17 protein-coding genes and 1 other annotated feature are annotated in these 18,488 nt (G+C 57.0%); of the genes, 10 read left to right on the top strand and 7 right to left on the bottom strand.

Translation table 11 applies throughout. The features are described 5' to 3' along the window. Positions 1-30: 30 nt before the first annotated feature. The 4 genes from RTU96_RS04900 to RTU96_RS04915 all read right to left on the bottom strand — a co-directional run bounded on the left by RTU96_RS04900 (position 31) and on the right by RTU96_RS04915 (position 4,429). Positions 31-2,181 (bottom strand): polyribonucleotide nucleotidyltransferase, encoded by a 2,151-nt coding sequence (locus tag RTU96_RS04900; protein WP_312635278.1) that lies wholly within the window; start codon positions 2,179-2,181, stop codon positions 31-33. A 180-nt stretch (positions 2,182-2,361) separates the two neighbouring features. Beyond that, complete coding sequence (gene rpsO, locus RTU96_RS04905) at positions 2,362-2,628, bottom strand: 30S ribosomal protein S15 (RefSeq protein ID WP_293009607.1); 267 nt, start codon at positions 2,626-2,628, stop codon at positions 2,362-2,364. Positions 2,629-2,973: 345 nt separating this feature from the next. Further along, positions 2,974-4,005 carry an alcohol dehydrogenase catalytic domain-containing protein gene (locus RTU96_RS04910; RefSeq protein ID WP_312635279.1) on the bottom strand — a complete coding sequence of 344 codons (1,032 nt, stop codon included), beginning with the start codon at positions 4,003-4,005 and terminating at the stop codon, positions 2,974-2,976. Positions 4,006-4,021: 16 nt separating this feature from the next. Further along, entirely contained in the window at positions 4,022-4,429 is a 408-nt protein-coding gene (locus RTU96_RS04915; RefSeq protein WP_312635281.1) for a hypothetical protein, read from the bottom strand. A 321-nt stretch (positions 4,430-4,750) separates the two neighbouring features. On the opposite strand from RTU96_RS04915, the gene RTU96_RS04920 reads away from it, so the two are divergent. The 7 genes from RTU96_RS04920 to ileS all read left to right on the top strand — a co-directional run bounded on the left by RTU96_RS04920 (position 4,751) and on the right by ileS (position 12,524). Then, a complete protein-coding gene (locus tag RTU96_RS04920; RefSeq protein ID WP_312635282.1) occupies positions 4,751-5,113 on the top strand; it encodes a GntR family transcriptional regulator in 363 nt (120 codons plus the stop codon). Next, positions 5,110-6,006, top strand: a complete 897-nt coding sequence (locus RTU96_RS04925) for an ABC transporter ATP-binding protein (RefSeq protein WP_312635283.1) — start codon at positions 5,110-5,112, stop codon at positions 6,004-6,006. The genes RTU96_RS04920 and RTU96_RS04925 overlap by 4 nt, the downstream gene beginning before the upstream one ends. Then, a complete protein-coding gene (locus tag RTU96_RS04930; RefSeq protein ID WP_312635284.1) occupies positions 5,981-7,981 on the top strand; it encodes a hypothetical protein in 2,001 nt (666 codons plus the stop codon). The genes RTU96_RS04925 and RTU96_RS04930 overlap by 26 nt, the downstream gene beginning before the upstream one ends. Before the next feature lie 47 nt (positions 7,982-8,028). Then, positions 8,029-8,676: a peptidoglycan recognition family protein gene (locus RTU96_RS04935; RefSeq protein WP_312635285.1), complete on the top strand. Its 648-nt coding sequence runs from the start codon at positions 8,029-8,031 to the stop codon at positions 8,674-8,676. 6 nt (positions 8,677-8,682) lie between these two features. Beyond that, entirely contained in the window at positions 8,683-8,961 is a 279-nt protein-coding gene (locus RTU96_RS04940; protein WP_312635287.1) for a hypothetical protein, read from the top strand. A 173-nt stretch (positions 8,962-9,134) separates the two neighbouring features. Then, positions 9,135-9,387 (top strand) — a binding site (T-box leader). Between the two features lie 47 nt (positions 9,388-9,434). Next, on the top strand, positions 9,435-9,668 hold the full coding sequence (locus RTU96_RS04945) for a PF20097 family protein (protein WP_312635288.1): 234 nt from the start codon (positions 9,435-9,437) through the stop codon (positions 9,666-9,668). 42 nt (positions 9,669-9,710) lie between these two features. Further along, complete coding sequence (ileS, locus tag RTU96_RS04950; RefSeq protein WP_312635289.1) at positions 9,711-12,524, top strand: isoleucine--tRNA ligase; 2,814 nt, start codon at positions 9,711-9,713, stop codon at positions 12,522-12,524. Between the two features lie 113 nt (positions 12,525-12,637). Here the strand turns inward: ileS and rsmI are convergent, their stop codons facing one another. From rsmI to RTU96_RS04965, 3 genes are all read right to left on the bottom strand, one after another. Continuing rightward, entirely contained in the window at positions 12,638-13,483 is an 846-nt protein-coding gene (gene rsmI / locus RTU96_RS04955; protein ID WP_312635290.1) for a 16S rRNA (cytidine(1402)-2'-O)-methyltransferase, read from the bottom strand. Beyond that, positions 13,480-14,223, bottom strand: coding sequence for a methyltransferase (locus RTU96_RS04960; RefSeq protein WP_312635291.1), 744 nt, complete (start codon positions 14,221-14,223; stop codon positions 13,480-13,482). Before RTU96_RS04960 ends, rsmI begins: the two co-directional genes overlap by 4 nt. A 129-nt stretch (positions 14,224-14,352) precedes the next feature. Continuing rightward, on the bottom strand, positions 14,353-14,526 hold the full coding sequence (locus tag RTU96_RS04965; protein ID WP_293009967.1) for a DUF362 domain-containing protein: 174 nt from the start codon (positions 14,524-14,526) through the stop codon (positions 14,353-14,355). Between the two features lie 311 nt (positions 14,527-14,837). Here RTU96_RS04965 and RTU96_RS04970 point away from each other — a divergent pair, with 311 nt between their 5' ends. The 3 genes from RTU96_RS04970 to RTU96_RS04980 all read left to right on the top strand — a co-directional run bounded on the left by RTU96_RS04970 (position 14,838) and on the right by RTU96_RS04980 (position 18,378). Beyond that, complete coding sequence (locus tag RTU96_RS04970; RefSeq protein ID WP_312635293.1) at positions 14,838-15,293, top strand: CtsR family transcriptional regulator; 456 nt, start codon at positions 14,838-14,840, stop codon at positions 15,291-15,293. Between the two features lie 92 nt (positions 15,294-15,385). After that, a complete protein-coding gene (locus RTU96_RS04975; protein ID WP_312635294.1) occupies positions 15,386-15,895 on the top strand; it encodes a UvrB/UvrC motif-containing protein in 510 nt (169 codons plus the stop codon). 32 nt (positions 15,896-15,927) lie between these two features. Further along, entirely contained in the window at positions 15,928-18,378 is a 2,451-nt protein-coding gene (locus RTU96_RS04980; protein ID WP_312635295.1) for an ATP-dependent Clp protease ATP-binding subunit, read from the top strand. The last annotated feature ends 110 nt before the right edge of the window (positions 18,379-18,488 follow it).

The raw sequence follows: 18,488 nt of genomic DNA on the forward strand, positions 1-18,488 counted from the left end.
CTCCGCCCCGTATTTCAAAAAGGAAAAAAATTACTGAATGGGCTCGCCCTTGGCCTTCTTCTCTTCAATTTCCTTCATGGCGTCTCTGTGGGAGAGGTTCCAGCGGCCCTTCTCGTCAATTTCCATAAACTTGACCCACATCATGTCGCCCACCTTGCAGGCGTCTTCCACCTTCTCAATGCGGCGGTCCGCCAGCTTTGAGATGTGGCACAGGCCGTCCTTGCCGGGGGCAATCTCGATAAATGCGCCGAAGGTCATCAGGCGCACCACGCGGCCATAATACAGCTTGCCGACCTCGGGAACAAACACGATGTCGTTGATGCACTTTCTGGCGGCCTCACCGGAGGTGGCGTCCGCGGCGGCAATGAAAATGGAGCCGTCGTCGTTGATGTCAATTTTCGCGCCGGTGTCGGCCACGATTTTCTGAATCACAGAGCCGCCCTTGCCGATGACCTCACGGATACGGTCCGGGTCAATGTGCATGGTGATCATCTTGGGGGCGTAACGGGAAACCTCGGTCCGGGGAGCGGAAATGCAGGGCAGCATCACCTGATCCAGAATCTCGATGCGTGCATCCCCGGTAATTTCCAGCGCGTTTTTGATAATTTCCATGGTCAGGCCGTCGTTTTTCAGGTCCATCTGAATGGCGGTGATGCCCTTCTTGGTGCCTGCCACCTTAAAGTCCATTTCGCCGTGGAAATCCTCCACGCCCTGAATGTCGATAAAGGTGGTGAAGCCGCCGTTGTCGTCCTGAATCAGGCCGCAGGAAATGCCAGCCACGGGGGCCTTGATGGGCACGCCCGCATCCATCAGCGCCAGAGTGGAGCCGCAGATGGAGCCCTGAGAAGTGGAGCCGTTGGAGGAAACCACCTCGCTCACCACGCGGATGGCATAGGGGAATTCCTCCACAGAGGGAAGCACGGGGACCAGCGCCCGCTCGGCAAGCGCGCCGTGGCCGATTTCCCGGCGGCCGGGACTGCGGGCGGGCTTTGCCTCGCCAACAGAATAGCCGGGGAAGTTGTAGTGGTGCATATAGCGCTTCTCCGTCTCCTCCCAGATGGTGTCCAGCTTCTGGTTGGCGGAGAGAGTGTCCAGTGTGCAGGCGGAAAGCACCTGCGTCTGGCCGCGGGTGAACAGGCCCGAGCCATGGACCCGGGGAAGAATGCCCACCTCGGCGTCCAGCGCGCGGATTTCGTTGCTCTTGCGGCCGTCGACCCGGTGGCCTTCCAGCAGCCAGGCCTTGACGATCTTCTTCTGGAACTTATAGGTGATCTCGTCCAGATACTGGTCCATATTGGGGTATTCCTCAAGGAACAAACCGTGCCACTTCTCAATGAGCTGGTTCCAGCGGCTTTCACGGATGTTTTTGTCGTCGGTGTCCATGGCGGCCTTGGCGTCGTCCATGGTTGCAGCCACGATTTTGTCAAACAGCTCCTGATTGAAGTCGGCATGGGGATACTCGAACTTGGCCTTGCCGATTTCGCTCACCATCTGGTTAATCAGGGCAATCTGCTTCTGGTTCTCCTCGTGAGCCATGCGGATGGCCTCGTACATGGTGTCGTTGCTCACTTCGTTGGCGCCGGCTTCGATCATGACCACCTTTTTGCCCGTGGAAACCACGGTCACGTCCAGATCAGAGACCTTGTGATCCTCAGAGTTGGGATTGAACACCAGTTTCCCGTCCACAAGGCCCACCTTCAGCGCGGACACAGGGCCGTTCCAAGGAATATCGGAGATGGCGAGGGCGGCGGAGGTGCCGATGAGAGCGGCAATTTCGGGAGAGCAATCCCGGTCCACGCTCATGACCGTGCACATCACGGACACGTCGTTGCGGAAATCGTGGGGGAACAGGGGGCGGATAGGCCGGTCAATGACACGGGAGGTCAAAACGCCCTTTTCGCCGGGGCGGCCCTCGCGCCGGTTAAAGGAGCCGGGAATGCGGCCCACGGAGTACAGCTTCTCTTCAAAGTCCACGCTCAGGGGGAAGAAGTCAATTCCGTCCCGGGGACGGGCGGCGGCGGTGACGCAGCACAGCACGCGGGTGTCTCCGTAGCCCACCATGACGGCGGCGTTGGCCAGCTCCGCCAGCTTGCCTACCTCCAGAGTGAGAGGACGGCCCGCCAAGTCCATCTCGTACTTGCGGTAGCCGGGGTATTGACGCTTGGTAATAATCGTTGACATGTTGCATTCTCCTTTTGGAAAAATAAATTTTTTGCGTCATACTGGCCATTTAGCACTTGAAAACACGGCCTCGCAGGGGTTCTTTCGGGGGCGCATTTTCAACTGCTAAAGGCGCTTTTGGCGGCGCAAAATCTATGAAAAGGGGGCGGTGCAGACAAACTACACCGCCCACGCTTCATCTTACTTACGAATGCCGAGCTTTGCAATCAGGGCGCGGTAACGCTCGATGTCCTTCTTCATGAGGTAGTCCAGCAGGCTGCGGCGCTTACCGACCATCATAATGAGGCCGCGATTGGAGTGCTTGTCCTGAGGGTTCGCCTTCATGTGCTGAGTGAGGGTGTTAATCCGCTCCGTCAGAATGGCGACCTGAACCTCGGGAGAGCCAGTGTCCGTGGCATGGGTGCGGTTCGCGTCGATAACCGCAGTTTTTTCTTCCTTGCGCATCATAATTGTTTCCACCTTTTTTGAAAATTACCCACAAAACTGCGCATCGGGCCGGTGAAAGCCACGAAACGAAGCGTTGGGGCGCCGCATGTTTGCGTGCTTTTTTACTATATCATAAGGATTCCCGGTTGTAAAGATTATTTTCATATTTCTGTTCATCATTTTTCGCCAAAAATGCCGAAATTCAAACGTTTTGACTTCTATTCCCGCTTCTTATAAATCTCTGTCCAGCTAAAACAAAAAACTTTGCCAAAGAAGAAAAAACCCCGAAAAGCCGTGAGCTCGGCTTTTCGGGGCGTTTTTAAAAAGATATAACAAGTGGAAGCACGCGCAGTCCCATTCCTGTGCTTACAGATGGCTCCGACAGTCCACCATGACTTTCACCACGTCGCCGGTGGGGGAGCCGCACAGTTCCATGCCCTGCTGCACCTGATCCAGAGGGAGGACCTTGGTGATCAGCTCGTCAAAATTGATAGGGGCGGCCTCCATCATCTCAATGGCGGCGTCAAAATCCTTGTGGTTGTAGTTGCGGGTGATGATCAGGTTGACCTCCTTCGTGAACAGCCGCTGAAGCTGAAGCTGCATGGGCTTGGGATAAGCCGCCACCGGCACGATATGGGAGTGGGGGTGAATCAGCTCAACCATGGTGTCAAGTCCCGCCTGTGTGCCCGAAACCTCAAACACCGCGTCGGCGCCCACGCCGTCCGTGGCTTCAAAAACGTACTGACGCAGGTCTGTTTCCTTTGGGTTCACTACCGTGAACCCAAGCTGCCGGGCCTTTTCAATCCGAACGGGATTTACTTCGGAAATTACCACCTGAAGCCCCAGATACCGGGCCACCAGCGCCGGCATCAGTCCAATGGGGCCGCTGCCGATGACCACGGCATAGTCCCCGCCCTTGGACTGGGAGCGCTCCAGCGCGTGGAAGCACACGGCCAGCGGCTCCACAAGCGCGCCATGGAGCAGGCTGATGCCCTCGGGCAGGCGGTGAAGCGTGCGCTCGTGGACCGTCCAGCAGTTGCACATAGCGCCCCAGGAGTCCAGCCCCATGAAGTTGAGGTTGGCACAGCAGTTGTTGTCCCCCTCTTTGCATACAACGCAGTCCTCGCAGTAGTCCAGCGGGCAGACCGCCATCCGGTCCCCCACCTTCCACTCCGTGACGCCCTTGCCCACCCCGGACACAATTCCGGCGCACTCATGGCCGATGGCCCGGGGGAGGGATTTAAACCGGTAATCGTAATCGCCGTGGTAAACATGCAGGTCCGAGCCGCAGATGCCGCAGTAGGCCACGTCCACCTGTACCTCATGGGCCTTGGGGAGAGCGGGCTCGAAATCATGCAGGGCAAAGGAATGGTTGCCCTCGTACAAATTCGCTTTCATAAACAGGTACCCCTTTTCAGAATTGTCGCCGAATATAAAGTGCAATTACTACTGATTTTTCAGCAAATCTCATGCCAGTTAAAGGGCAAATTTGGCTTTCAGCAAGCAATTTTCGAAATATTCCAGAAAAGTTTGTAATTTTATCCTTAATTAAAAATGAATTAACTAGAAAAAGTGGCCCACAAGGGCCGTTCCCGGGGAGGAAAAGAACGCCCGAAGGATAAGCAATGGAAAAACGGCGCATGGAAGAGATGGTTTTGAGGTGGCGGCGCATCGGATGATGCTGTTTTACATCTGAAGTTAAAAAAGCGCAACATTCTCTGGCACACTGCACAACAAAACGAAAAAAACTTCGTGAAATGGAGTCCAGCGAGAATCTGCCGAACATTTCTTTTTGAGGCAGCCAACAATCCAGTTTCGTCATGATTTTTTCCTCCCAGATTTTAATTGATCATCATACGGGGCCGCGCAGACAAGCCGCATTGTAAATATTATATAAGAATCGTTTGAAAAGGCGCTTTGGTTAAGATTAATTATACCAAAGGGTCTTTGACTTTTCTTTGGAATTTCTTTGCAGAACATTCAAGTTTTTATTTTGGCGTAGAATCTCACGCTTTTCTTCCAACCAAACCAAAAGGGGATTAAAAACATCTTGACAGCAGAAAGTGAACGTGTTATCTTAACTGTACTAATACGGATAATACAGTGAAGCCGGGAAACCGGCGAACAAAACGGAGGTGGTAAGATGATCAGCCTGAATTACCGGGATTCAAGGCCCATCTACGAACAGATTAAAGACGGACTGCGAAAGCTGATCGTCACCGGTGCGCTGGCGGCGGGAGAAAAGCTGCCGTCAGTGCGGGTGCTGGCAACCCGGCTTAGCATCAATCCCAACACGATTCAGCGGGCCTACAACGATCTGGAGACGGAGGGGTATATCTACTCTGTGCCGGGGAAGGGAAGCTTTGCCGGGGAGCGGGGAAGCGCGGACGCAGCGCGCCGCGAGCTGCTGAAAGATAAGACGCGCCAGCTTTTACACGAGCTGCGGGTGTTGGGTGTGACACCGGCGGAGCTTGAGACGCTGTTGAAGGAGGGAGAAACGACATGATAGAGATTCAAAACGCGGTAAAAACATTTGACGGCTTTGCTGCGCTGGACGGGATCACCCTGACGGTGCCCACAGGCGCGGTATACGGGCTGGTGGGGCCCAACGGGGCGGGCAAGTCCACACTGCTGCGGTGCCTTAACGGTGTGTACCGCCCGGACGAGGGCACGGTGAATATGCAGGGGGAGCCTGTGTGGGAGAATCCGGCGCTAAAAGCGCGGATCGGCTCTATTCCCGATGATTGGCACTATTTTTTGCAGGCCAGCACACAGGACATGATGAAGCTTTACCGGGGGATTTACCCCACCTTTTCCATGGAGCGGTATAAAAAGCTGGAAGACGCGTTTCCCATCGATCCCCGTAAGGCGATCCGGCATCTGTCCAAGGGAATGCAGAAGCAGGCGGCCTTCTGGCTGACCATGAGCTGCATGCCCGATTATCTTCTGCTGGATGAGCCGGTGGACGGTCTGGACCCGGTGATGCGCAGACAGGTGTGGTCGCTGGTGCTGGACGATGTGGCGGAGCGGGGCACCACGGTGCTGGTTTCCAGCCACAATCTGCGTGAGCTGGAGGACGTGTGCGACCATGTGGGCATTTTGGATCACGGAAAGGTGCTGCTGGAGCGGTCTTTGGAGCAGCTTCAGGACAACATGGTGAAGCTTCAGGTGGTATTCCCCGAGGAAATAACCGAGGTCCCCGCCGAGATTCCGGCGCTCCATACCTCGCGTCTCGGACGCATTCATACTCTGATCCTGCGGATGAATGCCAAGGAAGCGGAGACGCTGCTGGCACAATACAAGCCTGTGCTGGTGGACGCTGTGCCGCTGACGCTGGAGGAGATTTTCATTTACGAGTTGGGAGGTGCGAACTATGCAGTCAAAGACATTGTCCTCTAAGGGACTGTTCAGCCCCGCCCTGTTTCGCAATGATCTGGTTCGATTCTGGCCCCTTTGGGCGCTGTATCTGGTAATGTGGCTTCTGATGATGCCAGCGTTCCAGTTTTTGGAGCTGTTTGGCCAAAACGGCTGGGAAAACATGACGGATATGCAGGCCTACGCCATGAGAGAGGTGGCAGGCATGGCCACCGGCGCAGCGCTGGCGATGAGCGTGGGCTTTGGATGCCTGTTTGCGATGACGCTGTTTTCCTATCTCACCGGAACCCGGTCCGTGGGGTTTGTCCACGCCCTTCCCACTCGGAGAGAGGGTCTGTTTGTGACACACTATCTGGCCGGTGCGGCGGTGTTTATCGGAACCCATGCCATCACAGCGCTGCTGACGGCTCTGGTCTGGAGCGCCGCAGGGATGGGGAAGCTGTGGGTCATTGGCCTGTGGTTCCTGTATGCCACCGGGCAGATGCTGTTCTTTTACAGCTTCGCGGTGCTTTGCGCGGCGTTTGCAGGGCAGATGTTGGCCATCCCTGTGTTTTACGGGGTGTTTAACTGTCTGATTTATGGGGTGACGAATCTGTTTTGGAATCTGTGTCAGATTCTGCTGTACGGCTGGACGACCCCCGCCGACCCCGCGCTGGTGGTCTGGCTTACACCGATTAACAAGCTGGCTCAGCTAAGCTGGGACCGATGGAATTATTCCCGCGGCAGCGAGGCGTATTGGAGCGCTTTGCAAAGCGGACTTGTCACCGTGGGGGTTTACGCGCTGGTGGGCGTGGCAATGACGGTTGCGGCGCTGCTGGTTTACAGGCGCCGCCACAGCGAGTCCGCCGGGGACACCGTGGCCGTAAGCTGGGCAAAACCTGTTTTCCGGTACGGCGTGGGCGCATGCGTGGGTCTGAGCGTTGGGCAGCTCCTCTACATCATTCTGTGGGACGCATTTGGCCGGACAGGGGAGTCTTCCGTGGCGCTGGTGATCTGCATGGCGGTTTTGGGCCTTGTGGGCTACTTTGGGGCAGAGATGCTGCTGCAAAAATCCTTCCACATTCTAAAACGCAGCTGGAAGGGAGGCGCGGTCTTGGCTGCCACGCTGATTCTGGCGTGCGTGGCCCTTGAATTGGATCTTCCGGGTGTTGAGCGGCGCGTTCCCGTGGCGGAGGATGTACAGTCATTGGAATTCCAGCTTTACGGGCAGGATTCCATTTATGGCGACAGTCAGAATCCTGAGATGATTGATCGCTTCCTGACACTGCATCAAATGCTGGTGGAAGAGCGCCCTACGGATAGCGACTGGGATGAAAACGCGCTCTATGGAAGCGTAAATCTGGACTACACACTGAAAAGCGGCGCCCATCTGCGCAGGAATTACAGCTTTACGATCTCGCCCTCGGAGATTGGGGCCCATGCCGCACTGGCGGAGCAGTTGACAGAGCTTGCCCGGGACCCGGAGGTGTGGCAGGCGTATATGAAAGAGCGCTTCGAGCCGGGCCGGCTTATGACGGTGGAAATGTATTATGACAGGGAAGGCCGCACGCTGACCTTTGAGGGCGATACCGCCCGGGAAATTCTGGCGGCACTGAAAAAGGACATTGAAGCGGGCCACGCGGGGACCTATATCTTTGATTCTAAAGGCTGGCGGGCCAATACGTTTTCCACAAATCTGTCGTTCTATTACCGTACGCCGGAAGACATCGGCAAAGAAAACTATTATAACGACAGTTACTCCGAGGACGTGCAGATTTCCAAGGACTATACCTACCTTCTGGCAGCGCTGGAAAAGGCCGGAGTGGATATAGACGGCCTGACTACGTATCAGACATACTATGACGAGGACTACGAAGAATACGTGTATTACGAAAATCCCATTTCCCCCGGAGAAACGGGGGAATACCGGGGGCCGGAGGAGTCAGAGATCGTGACGGAGCAGGATTCCTCCGCCGTCATCGGCGGAGCCGACGGCCCCACCGCGGTTTACGTCGGCTAAGGCGCGGGAGCGGAAAGCGCATGGCTTACAGAGAAAAAAGAAGGCGCATGAATCCACGGTTTTTTGCGCTGTGCCTGGCGGCGGTCCTTGTGATCGCCGCCGCTGGCGTTTGGATTTGGGGAAAGATTGGCTCCGATGTTTCGGCAGAGACGGTGGTGCTGCCGGACTATGTGAAGCAGGAATTTTTGACGGTGAATCCATGGTCCCGCCCCGGCACGGAGTTGGAGCAGGTGAAGGGAATTGTCATCCATTACGTGGGCAATCCCGGCACCTCGGCGGAAGCCAACCGCAGTTATTTTGAGGGCCTTGAGGACGGCCATCTGGAGATTTACGCCAGCGCCCACTTTATTGTGGGACTGGAGGGAGAGGTGCTTCAGTGTATTCCCATGACGGAATGGGCCTACGCTTCCAACACCCGTAATGAGGACACCCTCTCCATCGAGGTCTGCCATCCCGACGAGACAGGGGAATTTCTCCCCGTGACCTATGACCGGGTGGCGGAGCTGACGGCGTTTTTGTGCGACGCGTTTGGGCTGACCTCCAGGGACGTTCTGCGCCACTACGACGTGTCGGGAAAGAATTGCCCCAAGTATTACGTGGAAAACGAGGATGCGTGGCAGACCTTTTTGACGCAGGTGGACAGCGGCATAGCAGCGCTGGAAAAAGAAAGAGCAGAAAAAGAGGCGCAAAGCTGAAACTTTTTGCCTCTGAGAACCGTCATATCAATCAAGAAGACGGCGGATGGGGAACTTCGCCGGGAAATTGTGTGCGGGGCGGCGGAAGCCGCAGATAAGAAGAAGGGAGCTTTCCGAATGGAAGCCACAAGAAATGCCGGACTCTGGCGCGTATGGGTAGACACCGTGAACCGTATTGTCTCCTTCCACGAGGCGGAGGGCTTCCGGCCCATTGAGTTTCGCAGCCGGGAGATGTTTTTGTCCTGCGTGGACGAGTACACGGGGAAGCATTACCGATACCAGTGATAAAGGAACGCTTTGCGTTCCTGTTTGCCGGGGGCTTGCTGTCTGTGAATTGCAGGCGGCAGGCCCCTTGGCTTTGCATTCAGGAAAGCCGGGCCGCCTTCCGGGCCGCCTTCCGGGGAATTTCCGACTTGACAAATCGGCGGCGGCGGGTATAATAGTGTTGAAAAATTGAATACTTGGCGTAGATAAGGACGAGTAAGACCCAGCCCCTGCACAGAGAGCGGCCCATTTTGGTGGAAGGGCTGCCGACAGGCGGGACCTGAAAATCACCTTGGAGCCTCCTGCTGAAAGACGACGCGAGTAAGTTAGGACGTGTGACGGCGTTACCCGTCGGCCTGTGAATGCAGGCTGTGAGCGGCTTTTCCCGCAAGGGGGGAGCAACGAGAGTGGTACCGCAGAAGTATTTTAAACGCTTCTGTCTCTTTAAGAGACAGGGCGTTTTTTATTTTGCATGAAAGGGGATCCTAAAGTAAATGGACTGTCCCAAGTGCGGCCAAGAGATGGAACCCGGAATCATGTATACCGAGAAATACGGTTACTGGACGCAGCAGGAGAAGCTGCCGATTTTTCGCGCACCCAAAGACAGTGTGCTGCTCAGAGCGCCGGGGGATGACTCCGCGAGCGGATTCGACATGTTTCCGTTTCATGATTTCCCCGGAACGATGCTGTGCCGTGCCTGTAAGATTGCCGTTTTTGAATACAACTGATTGTTAAATATTTTTGATTGATTATAATTAGGAGGAATTTCCATGGACTATAACAAGACCATCAATCTGCCCAAGACCGACTTCCCCATGCGGGCGGGCCTGCCCAAGCGGGAGCCGGAGATGCTCAAGCGCTGGGAGGATATGGACCTCTATAACGCGCTTTTAAAAAAGAACGAGGGAAAGCCCCTGTTCAACCTTCACGACGGCCCTCCGTTTTCCAACGGCGACCTGCACATGGGCCACGCCCTGAACAAGTCCATTAAGGACTTTATCACCCGGTCCTATGCCATGCGGGGCTATTATACGCCCTATATCCCCGGCTGGGATAACCACGGCATGCCCATCGAATCTGCCATTATTAAGAAGAATAAGCTGGACCGCAAGTCCATGTCTGTTCCCGAGTTCCGTTCTGCGTGCCACGATTTTGCCCAGCACTATATCGACGTGCAGATGGACGGCTTCAAACGCATGGGCGTTATCGGCGATTGGGAGCATCCCTATAAGACCATGGACCCCGGCTTTGAAGCCGAAGAAGTCAAGGTTTTTGGCGAGATGTACAAAAATGGACACATTTACAAGGGTCTCAAGCCCGTGTACTGGTGCCCTCACGACGAGACGGCTCTGGCTGAGGCGGAGATTGAGTATCAGGACGATCCCTGCACCACCGTGTATGTGAAGTTCCCCATGTTTGATGACGGAGGAAAGCTCGGCAAGTTCGACCCCAGCAAGCTCTTTTTCGTCATCTGGACCACCACCATCTGGACCCTGCCGGGGAACCTTGCCATCGCCCTGCACCCCGAGGAGAGCTATGCTCTGGCGAAGGCCCCCAACGGCGAGGTGTATATCATGGCCGAGGCACTGGCGGAAAAGGTCATGAAGCTGGGCGGCTTTGAAGAGTACGAAATCGTGGAGACGCACCCCGGCGCGTTTTTTGAGAATATGCTGGCGAAGCATCCCTTCCTTGACAAAACCAGCCGCCTGCTGCTGGCGGACTATGTCACCATGGATTCCGGCACCGGCTGCGTTCACACCGCCCCCGGCTTTGGCGCGGACGACTATGATACCTGCCGCCGGTACGGCATGGACATGGTGGTGCCCGTGGACGATCAGGGCCGCCACACCGACTATGCCGGAAAGTATGCGGGCATGAAGACGGAGGAATCCAACTCCGTGATTCTGGCGGATATGAAGGAGAGCGGCGCACTGTTTGCTCAGGAAAATATCGTGCACAGCTATCCCCACTGCTGGCGCTGCAAGGGAGCCATTATTTTCCGCGCCACGCCCCAGTGGTTTTGCTCCGTGGACTCTTTCAAAGAGGAGGCCTGCGACGCCTGCGACGATGTGCGCTGGGTACCCGCGTGGGGCAAGGAGCGCATGAAGTCCATGATCCGGGAGCGCAACGACTGGTGTATCTCCCGCCAGCGCAAGTGGGGCCTGCCCATTCCCGTGGTATACTGCAAGGACTGCGGAAAGCCTGTCGTCACCGACGCGTCCATTGACGCCATCTCCAAGCTCTTTGCGGCTGAGGGATCCAATGTCTGGTTTGCCAAAGAGACGGAGGACATTCTGCCTCATGACTTTGCCTGTCCGCACTGTGGCGCCAAATCCGGATTCACCAAGGAAGAGGACACACTGGACGGCTGGTTTGATTCCGGTTCCACCCACTATGCCTCCATGAAAAAAGATCAGGGCTTCTGGCCTGCCACCGTCTATATGGAGGGGTTGGATCAATACCGTGGCTGGTTTCAGTCTTCTGTGCTGACCGCCGTGGGTGCTTTTGGCAAGGGCGCGCCGTTTAAGGAGTGCGTCACCCATGGCTGGACCGTGGATGAGCAGGGAAAGGCCATGCACAAGTCGGCTGGCAACGGCATGGACCCCGCAGAGATTTTCGAGCAGTACGGCGCGGACCTGCTGCGCCTGTGGGCGGCTTCCGCAGACTATCACTCGGATGTGAGCGGATCGGACAGAATCTTCAAGCAGCTCAGCCAAAACTATCTGAAATTCCGCAACACTGCCCGGTACTGCCTTGGCAATCTGGATGGGTTTAATCCCGATGATCTGATTCCTGCTGATCAGATGGAGGAACTGGATCGCTGGGCCGTTACCCGGCTCAACGCTCTGACGGAGAAATGTCTCAAAGCCTATGACGACTATGAATTTTTTGTTGTAACCCACGCCGTCAATGACTTCTGCGTTCTGGAGCTGTCCAACTTCTATCTGGATATCATCAAGGACCGTTTGTACTGTGAGGAAGCGGACGGCAAGCGCCGCCGCAGCGCCCAGACCGCCCTGTTCCTGATTCTGGACACCATGACGAAGCTGATGGCCCCGGTTCTGGTCTTCACCTGCGACGAGATTTGGCAGGCAATGACCCACCGGGCCGGGGACGATGGGCGCAACGTGCTGCTCAACGAAATGAACGGGTCTTTTGCAGACTATGCGCTGGGCGAAAAGGCCATGGAGCGCTGGGAGACGATTGTCCGCCTGCGGGACGACGTGAACGCGGTGTTGGAAACCGCCCGTGCCGACAAGAAGATCGGCAAGGCACTGGAGGCACGCGTTTCCCTTCACGCGGACGACGACGCGGCGGCGCAGGCGCTGATGGCCACTGTGGGCGTGAGCCTTGCCGAGGTGTTCATCGTCTCAGATTGCAGCATCACCACGGCGGAGCCTGCGGCGGAGGCCACCGTGGGCAAGGGGACCAACTTCCCGGGTCTCACCGTGGAGGTGGGCCGGGCTGCCGGCGCCAAGTGCGAGCGGTGTTGGATGCAGTCTGCCAAGGTGGGGGAGAATCCCGACTATCCCACCCTCTGCCCCCGCTGCGCGGACGTGGTTTCCAAGCTGCCCCGTTTTTAAAACGAATAAGAGCTTATAAAATGCCGCGCCGGAGGAATTTCCTCCGGCGCGGCGTTTTTTATTCTACTTATGTGAAATGCTGAAGCAGGAATTTTGGAAGCGGGTCTGCTTCTTTAAAGCTCCTCCGCTTCGGCGGCCACGGCGGCGCTGTACAGCTCGTTCCGGGAAAGACCCGTGGCCTCAGCGACCTGCCGCACGGCGTCCTTCATTCGCAGGCCCCGGCTTTTCAGCTCCAGCACCTGACGGACGCCCTCCTCAGGCGTAATTTCCGTCTCCGCCGGAGGGGCTGCTCCCTCCAGCACGAGGACATATTCTCCCCGTGGACTGTTCTCCCGGTAGTAAGCCACGGCTTCTCCCAGCGTGCAGCGCATCGTCTCTTCATGCAGCTTGGTCAGCTCCCTGCACAGGGCAATTTTCCGCTCCGGGCCGAAAAAGGCGTACAAATCGTCCAGCGTGGTGCGCAGCTTGTGGGGCGCTTCGTGAAACAGCATGGTGCGGCGTTCGTTTTGGAGGGAGGAAAGGTGCTCTCTCCGCTCCTTTTTGTTGGTGGAAAGAAAACCCTCGAAGGTAAATCGGCCTGTGGGTAGACCGCTCACTGCCAACGCGTTCACCGCCGCGCAGCAGCCGGGGATGGCCAGAATCTCCACACCCTGCTCCGCGCAAAGGCGCACCAGCTCCTCTCCCGGGTCGGAGACGGCGGGCGTGCCTGCGTCCGTCACCAGAGCGCAGTTCTCTCCCGCCAGCAGGCGGTTTAAAATAGACTGCCCGGCGGAAACGTGGCTGTGGGCGTGATAGCTCACCATCGGGCGCTTGATTTCAAAGTGATTCAGCAGTTTTACCGAAACGCGGGTGTCTTCGGCGGCAATAAAATCCACCGTTCTCAGCGTCTCCACCGCCCGGGGAGAAAAGTCGCCCAGATTCCCGATGGGCGTGGCGACCAGATACAGCGTTCCGCTCATGGCGTGTTCTCCTTTTGTTCAGGTGTTCGGAAATAGGCGGCGGCATATTCCGCCGAGGGCATACCGGACGCATCTGTCAGGCACAAAGGCGGCCCGATGGCAAGGCCGGGCTTTCCGCCCCGGCGGGCCTCTAACAGTAAAAGAGACGGCGCGGCTTCCGGACGGGATTCTACCATCCGCAGTCGCTTTGGCTCCAGTCCGTTTTCCCGCAGGGCGCAGAGCAAGTCGCACAGCCGCTCCGGGCGGTGGACCAGACAAAAAGCACTACCCCAGCGCAGCAGATATGCCGCCGCGCGGCATAAATCCGAAAGGGTGCAGTCCGTCTCGCTGCGGGCCGTCCGCCTTGAAGGGATCGGAGCGGTTGCGCCGCTTCCGTCCGAAAAATAAGGGGGATTGGAGACGCACAGATCGAAGCTCCCGGCGGGCAAAAGCTCCCGAATTTGACGCAAATCGCCCCGCAGGGTCCGCAGACGGTCCCCAAGAGCGTTTTCTGCCGCCGCCATGTCGGAGAGCACGGCGGCGTGGGGCTGAATTTCAACGCCGGTGATTTGCAGCTCCCGCTGCCGCTGAAGGAGAAGCAGACCCAAAAGCCCCGTTCCGCTGCCAAGATCGCAGACCCGCAGACCGGGACGCAGCGGGGGAAAGCTCCCCAGCAAAAAACTGTCGGTGCCGGGCTTGTGGGCGCGCTCGTCCCAGCAAAAGCGCAGGCCCCCGGGGCACAGACTGTCCCATTGCTCCACGGCGAGCGCCCCCTTTCCGACTGATGTGCTTCTATTATACGGCAAAGTACCGCCCCGCGCAAGAGATGCCCCTCCGGGCATAATAAAAGCACCGCAGAAAACCTGCGGCGCTTTTATGTACGAATCTGGTTATTCGCCGGGAACGATGGCGCTGCTGGGGCAGGTATCGCTGCAAGCACCGCAGTCCAGGCAAGCGCCGGCATCGATCACATAGGAATCATCACCCTGGCTGATAGCACCGGCGGGGCAAACATCCGCGCAGGAGCCGCAGCTTACGCAGGCAGAAGTAATCTTGTAAGCCATGGAAAAGCACCTCCATAAAATTAGTAAACTTATTGTAGCACACGTTAAAAAAAAAGCAAGCGTTTCTGTGAAAAATATATTGGAAATTTAGGCAGTTTGTCGTGTATAACCGCGTTTTTCGTAACTTTTGAGAGAGGTTGGGTGGTGTTCACAATTTCTTTTCAATTTGGTCAAAGAAAGTCAAAAAATACCCATTGACATTTTTGCTGGCGGTGCTATACTACGTATCAAGCAAAGGTTAAAGAAAGTCAAAGTCAAACCTGATACAAGGCGCTATGAATGAATTAACATAAGAGAAAGAGGCGGTTCAAGTGGGTATTTCCGATTTGATTGCCAGCTTCCTGCAAGAAAGCCTGAACGAGACTGACGGCGGAGTGCTGGAGGTGCAGAGAAGCGATTTGGCCCAGCGGTTTAACTGCGTGCCAAGCCAGATTAACTACGTAATGAGCACCCGGTTTTCCCCTGAGCACGGCTATATCGTGGAAAGCCGCCGGGGTGGCAACGGCTATATCCGGATTACCCGGGTGCGGATGGACCGGCAGACGCTGCTGATGCATGTGATTAACTCCGTGGGCGACCGGCTGGATTTTCCCTCGGCAAGAGCGATTTTGAGCAACTTGGTGTCCTCCGGTGCGCTGGAGGACAGCGTGGGGGAAACACTGTTGACCTGTATGGACGACCGGGTGCTGGGGGCTGTGCCCCGAGAGCTACGGGATTTCGTCCGGGCGGAAATGATGAAGCAGGTTTTGATTCATCAGGTGGAGTGATTTTCCCCGTCCACGCGCCGGGAAGACAGGGTGGCGCACAGTACAACTGTTTTTAATAATGATTTTTATATAGACTTGAGGAGGAAACAATTATGAAATGCGAACATTGTGGAAAGAATGAAGTGAACTTCGTTTATGAGAGCAACGTGAACGGGCATGTGGAAAAAGCCCATCTTTGCAGCGAATGCGCCGAAAAGCTGGGCTACACTCAGGCGGTGGTGGCGCATAACCGCAGAATGATGCAGGACTTTTTCGGCGGCGGACTGCTGGACAGCTTTTTCAGCCCTCAACCCTCTCTGTTGGGACCGTCCCTTTTTGGGGAGGACATTTTCGACGATTTCTTCCGCCAAATGCCCGCGCTGGGCGCGGCTCCTGCGCAGCAGCAGGAGGTCCGGGAAAAGCCTTTGGTGGAGGAGAAAGAGCAGGCATATTTTGCGAAAATGCGCCAGTTGAACGCTCTGCGTCTTGAGCAGAGAGCCGCCGTGCTGCGGGAGGACTTTGAAAAGGCCGCCCAGCTACGGGACCAGATTCGGGAGCTGGAGCAGGAAAAGCCGCAGAACCATGCGCCTGCCAAGGATCAGGCGCCGCCCAAAGCGGAATAACAAGGACTTTCCTTTGAAAGGGGAGAAAAACAATGAATGAGACAAGATTCAGCCCCAGAGCCGAAGAGGCCCTGCGGCTGGGACAGGAGGCGGCGGGAGAGCTGGGCCACGGCTATGTGGGGACCGAGCATCTTCTGTTGGGCCTTTTGAGAGAACCGAACGGCACGGCTCACGGTGTGCTGGAAACCGCCGGACTGACCGACGGCATGATTGTGGAAATTATTAAAAAGAGCGTGGGGGCGGGCCTGCCTGGCGGCAACCCCGCGCAGGGACTGACGCCCCGCGCTAAGCGGGTGGTGGAGCTGGCTGTGGAGGACGCGGCCCGAGGTGGCTATAACTTTGTGGGCACCGCCCATTTGCTGGCGGGCCTTCTGCGGGAAGGGAACAACATGGCGGTGCGCATCCTGCGGACCGCCGGGATGGATGCCAAGCAGCTTTACACCGCCCTGATGCAGAAAATGAACGAGGCTCCCCGGGCGCAGGGCCGAGAAGGGACCCGGCCTACCGGGGGCGTTCGGGATGACAGTCAGGACAAAACCCTGCGGGAGTTTACCCGAGACCTGACCGCAAGCGCTCGGGCGGGAAAGCTGGACCCAGTGATCGGACGGGACGCAGAGATTCAAAGAGTGATCCAAATTCTGTCCCGCCGGACAAAAAACAACCCCGTTCTGATTGGAGAGCCGGGTGTTGGCAAAACCGCCATCGCCGAAGGGCTGGCCCGGAAAATTGCGCTGGGCGATGTGCCCGACGAGCTGCTGGATAAGCGGGTGCTTTCTCTGGACCTCTCCGGCATGGTTGCCGGAACCAAGTACCGCGGCGAGTTTGAAGAGCGCATCAAAAAGGCGCTGGACGAGGTAAAGCGAGACGGAGACGTGATTCTTTTCATCGACGAGCTGCACACCATTGTGGGCGCGGGCAGCGCCGAGGGCGCCGTGGACGCGGCCAACATTATCAAGCCTGCGCTGGGCCGCGGCGAAATCCGCTGCCTTGGTGCAACCACACTAAATGAGTACCGCCAGTATATTGAAAAGGACGCAGCTTTGGAGCGGCGGTTCCAGCCCGTTCAGGTGGGCGAGCCGACGCAGGAGGCCAGTCTTGAAATTCTCAAGGGGCTGCGCAAGCGGTATGAGCAGCATCACAAGCTGAAAATTACCGACGAGGCCCTCTCCGCCGCCGTAGAGCTTTCTTCCCGGTATATCAACGACCGGTTTCTGCCCGACAAAGCCATCGACCTGATGGACGAGGCCTCCTCTAGGGTACGGATGGAGGAGGAAGAGCCCTCCGAAGAGCTGAAGAGTCTGGAGGAGAAAATCGCGGCTTTGCAAAAGGACAAAACCGCCGCCGTGGCGGCGCAGGACTATGAAAAGGCCGCCCAGCTTCGGGATATCGAAAGGGATTATCAGGAGCAGGCGGAACTGGAGCGGGACAAACGCCGCCGGAACAATTCCTCTCACCGCCCCGTGCGGGCGGAGGATGTGGCTGCCGTGGTGGCAGAGTGGACGGGAATCCCCGTCACCCGCCTGACAGAAGACGAGGGCGCCCGACTGCTGCGGATGGAAGACGAACTTCACCAGCGGGTGGTGGGTCAAAGCGAGGCCGTGGCGGCTGTTGCAAGAGCCATCCGCCGAAGCCGGGTGGGGTTGAAGGATCCCAAGCGGCCCATCGGCTCCTTCCTGTTCCTCGGCCCCACGGGCGTGGGGAAAACCGAGCTGAGCAAGGCTTTGGCAGAGTCCATGTTCGGCGACGAGAAGGCCATGATCCGCATTGATATGTCCGAGTATATGGAGCGGCACACGGTCTCCCGTCTGATTGGCTCTCCCCCCGGCTATGTGGGCCACGAGGAGGGCGGACAACTGACGGAAAAGGTTCGCAGAAAGCCCTATTCCGTGGTGCTGTTCGACGAGATAGAAAAGGCCCACGAGGACGTGTGGAACATCTTGCTGCAAATCCTTGAAGACGGACGCATTACCGATTCTCAAGGCCGCACCGTGGACTTCAAAAACACCGTCATCGTCATGACCAGCAACGTGGGCGCGTCCAGCATTACCTCCGCCGGAAACCGGCTGGGCTTTGACAGCGGCGCGGCTGTGAACGATGAAGCGGGAGCCTATGAAAAGGCCCGCGAGCTGGTGCTGGATGAGCTGCGGCGCACCTTCCGTCCCGAGTTTTTGAACCGGATTGACGACATCATTGTCTTCCACCGCCTGACACAGGGGGACATCACCGAAATTGCCCGCCGGATGCTGAAGGCCACCGAAAAGCGCATGTCCGCCATGGGCGTGAAGCTGGAGGCCGACGACGCGGCGGTGGAGGCCCTTGCCAAGGAAGGGTTTGACCCCAAATATGGCGCGAGGCCTCTGCGCCGGGCCATTCAAAGCAAGGTGGAGGACGCCGTGGCGGAGCAATTGCTCAGCGGGGGCCTGAAATCGGGCGACACGGCCCACCTCAGCTATACGGATGAAAAGCTCTGCGTGCACAAGTAATATCTGAACCTGCAAGAAGCGGTGGACGGTCATATGACCGTCCACCGTTTTTTGCGCATAGCACAATTATAATTGATGTGCTTGATTATCCGAAAGTTCAGATAGAAACC

The sequence above is a fragment of the Oscillibacter sp. genome, assembly GCF_032018205.1.
In the GTDB taxonomy this organism is placed as follows: Bacteria; Bacillota; Clostridia; order Oscillospirales; family Oscillospiraceae; genus Oscillibacter.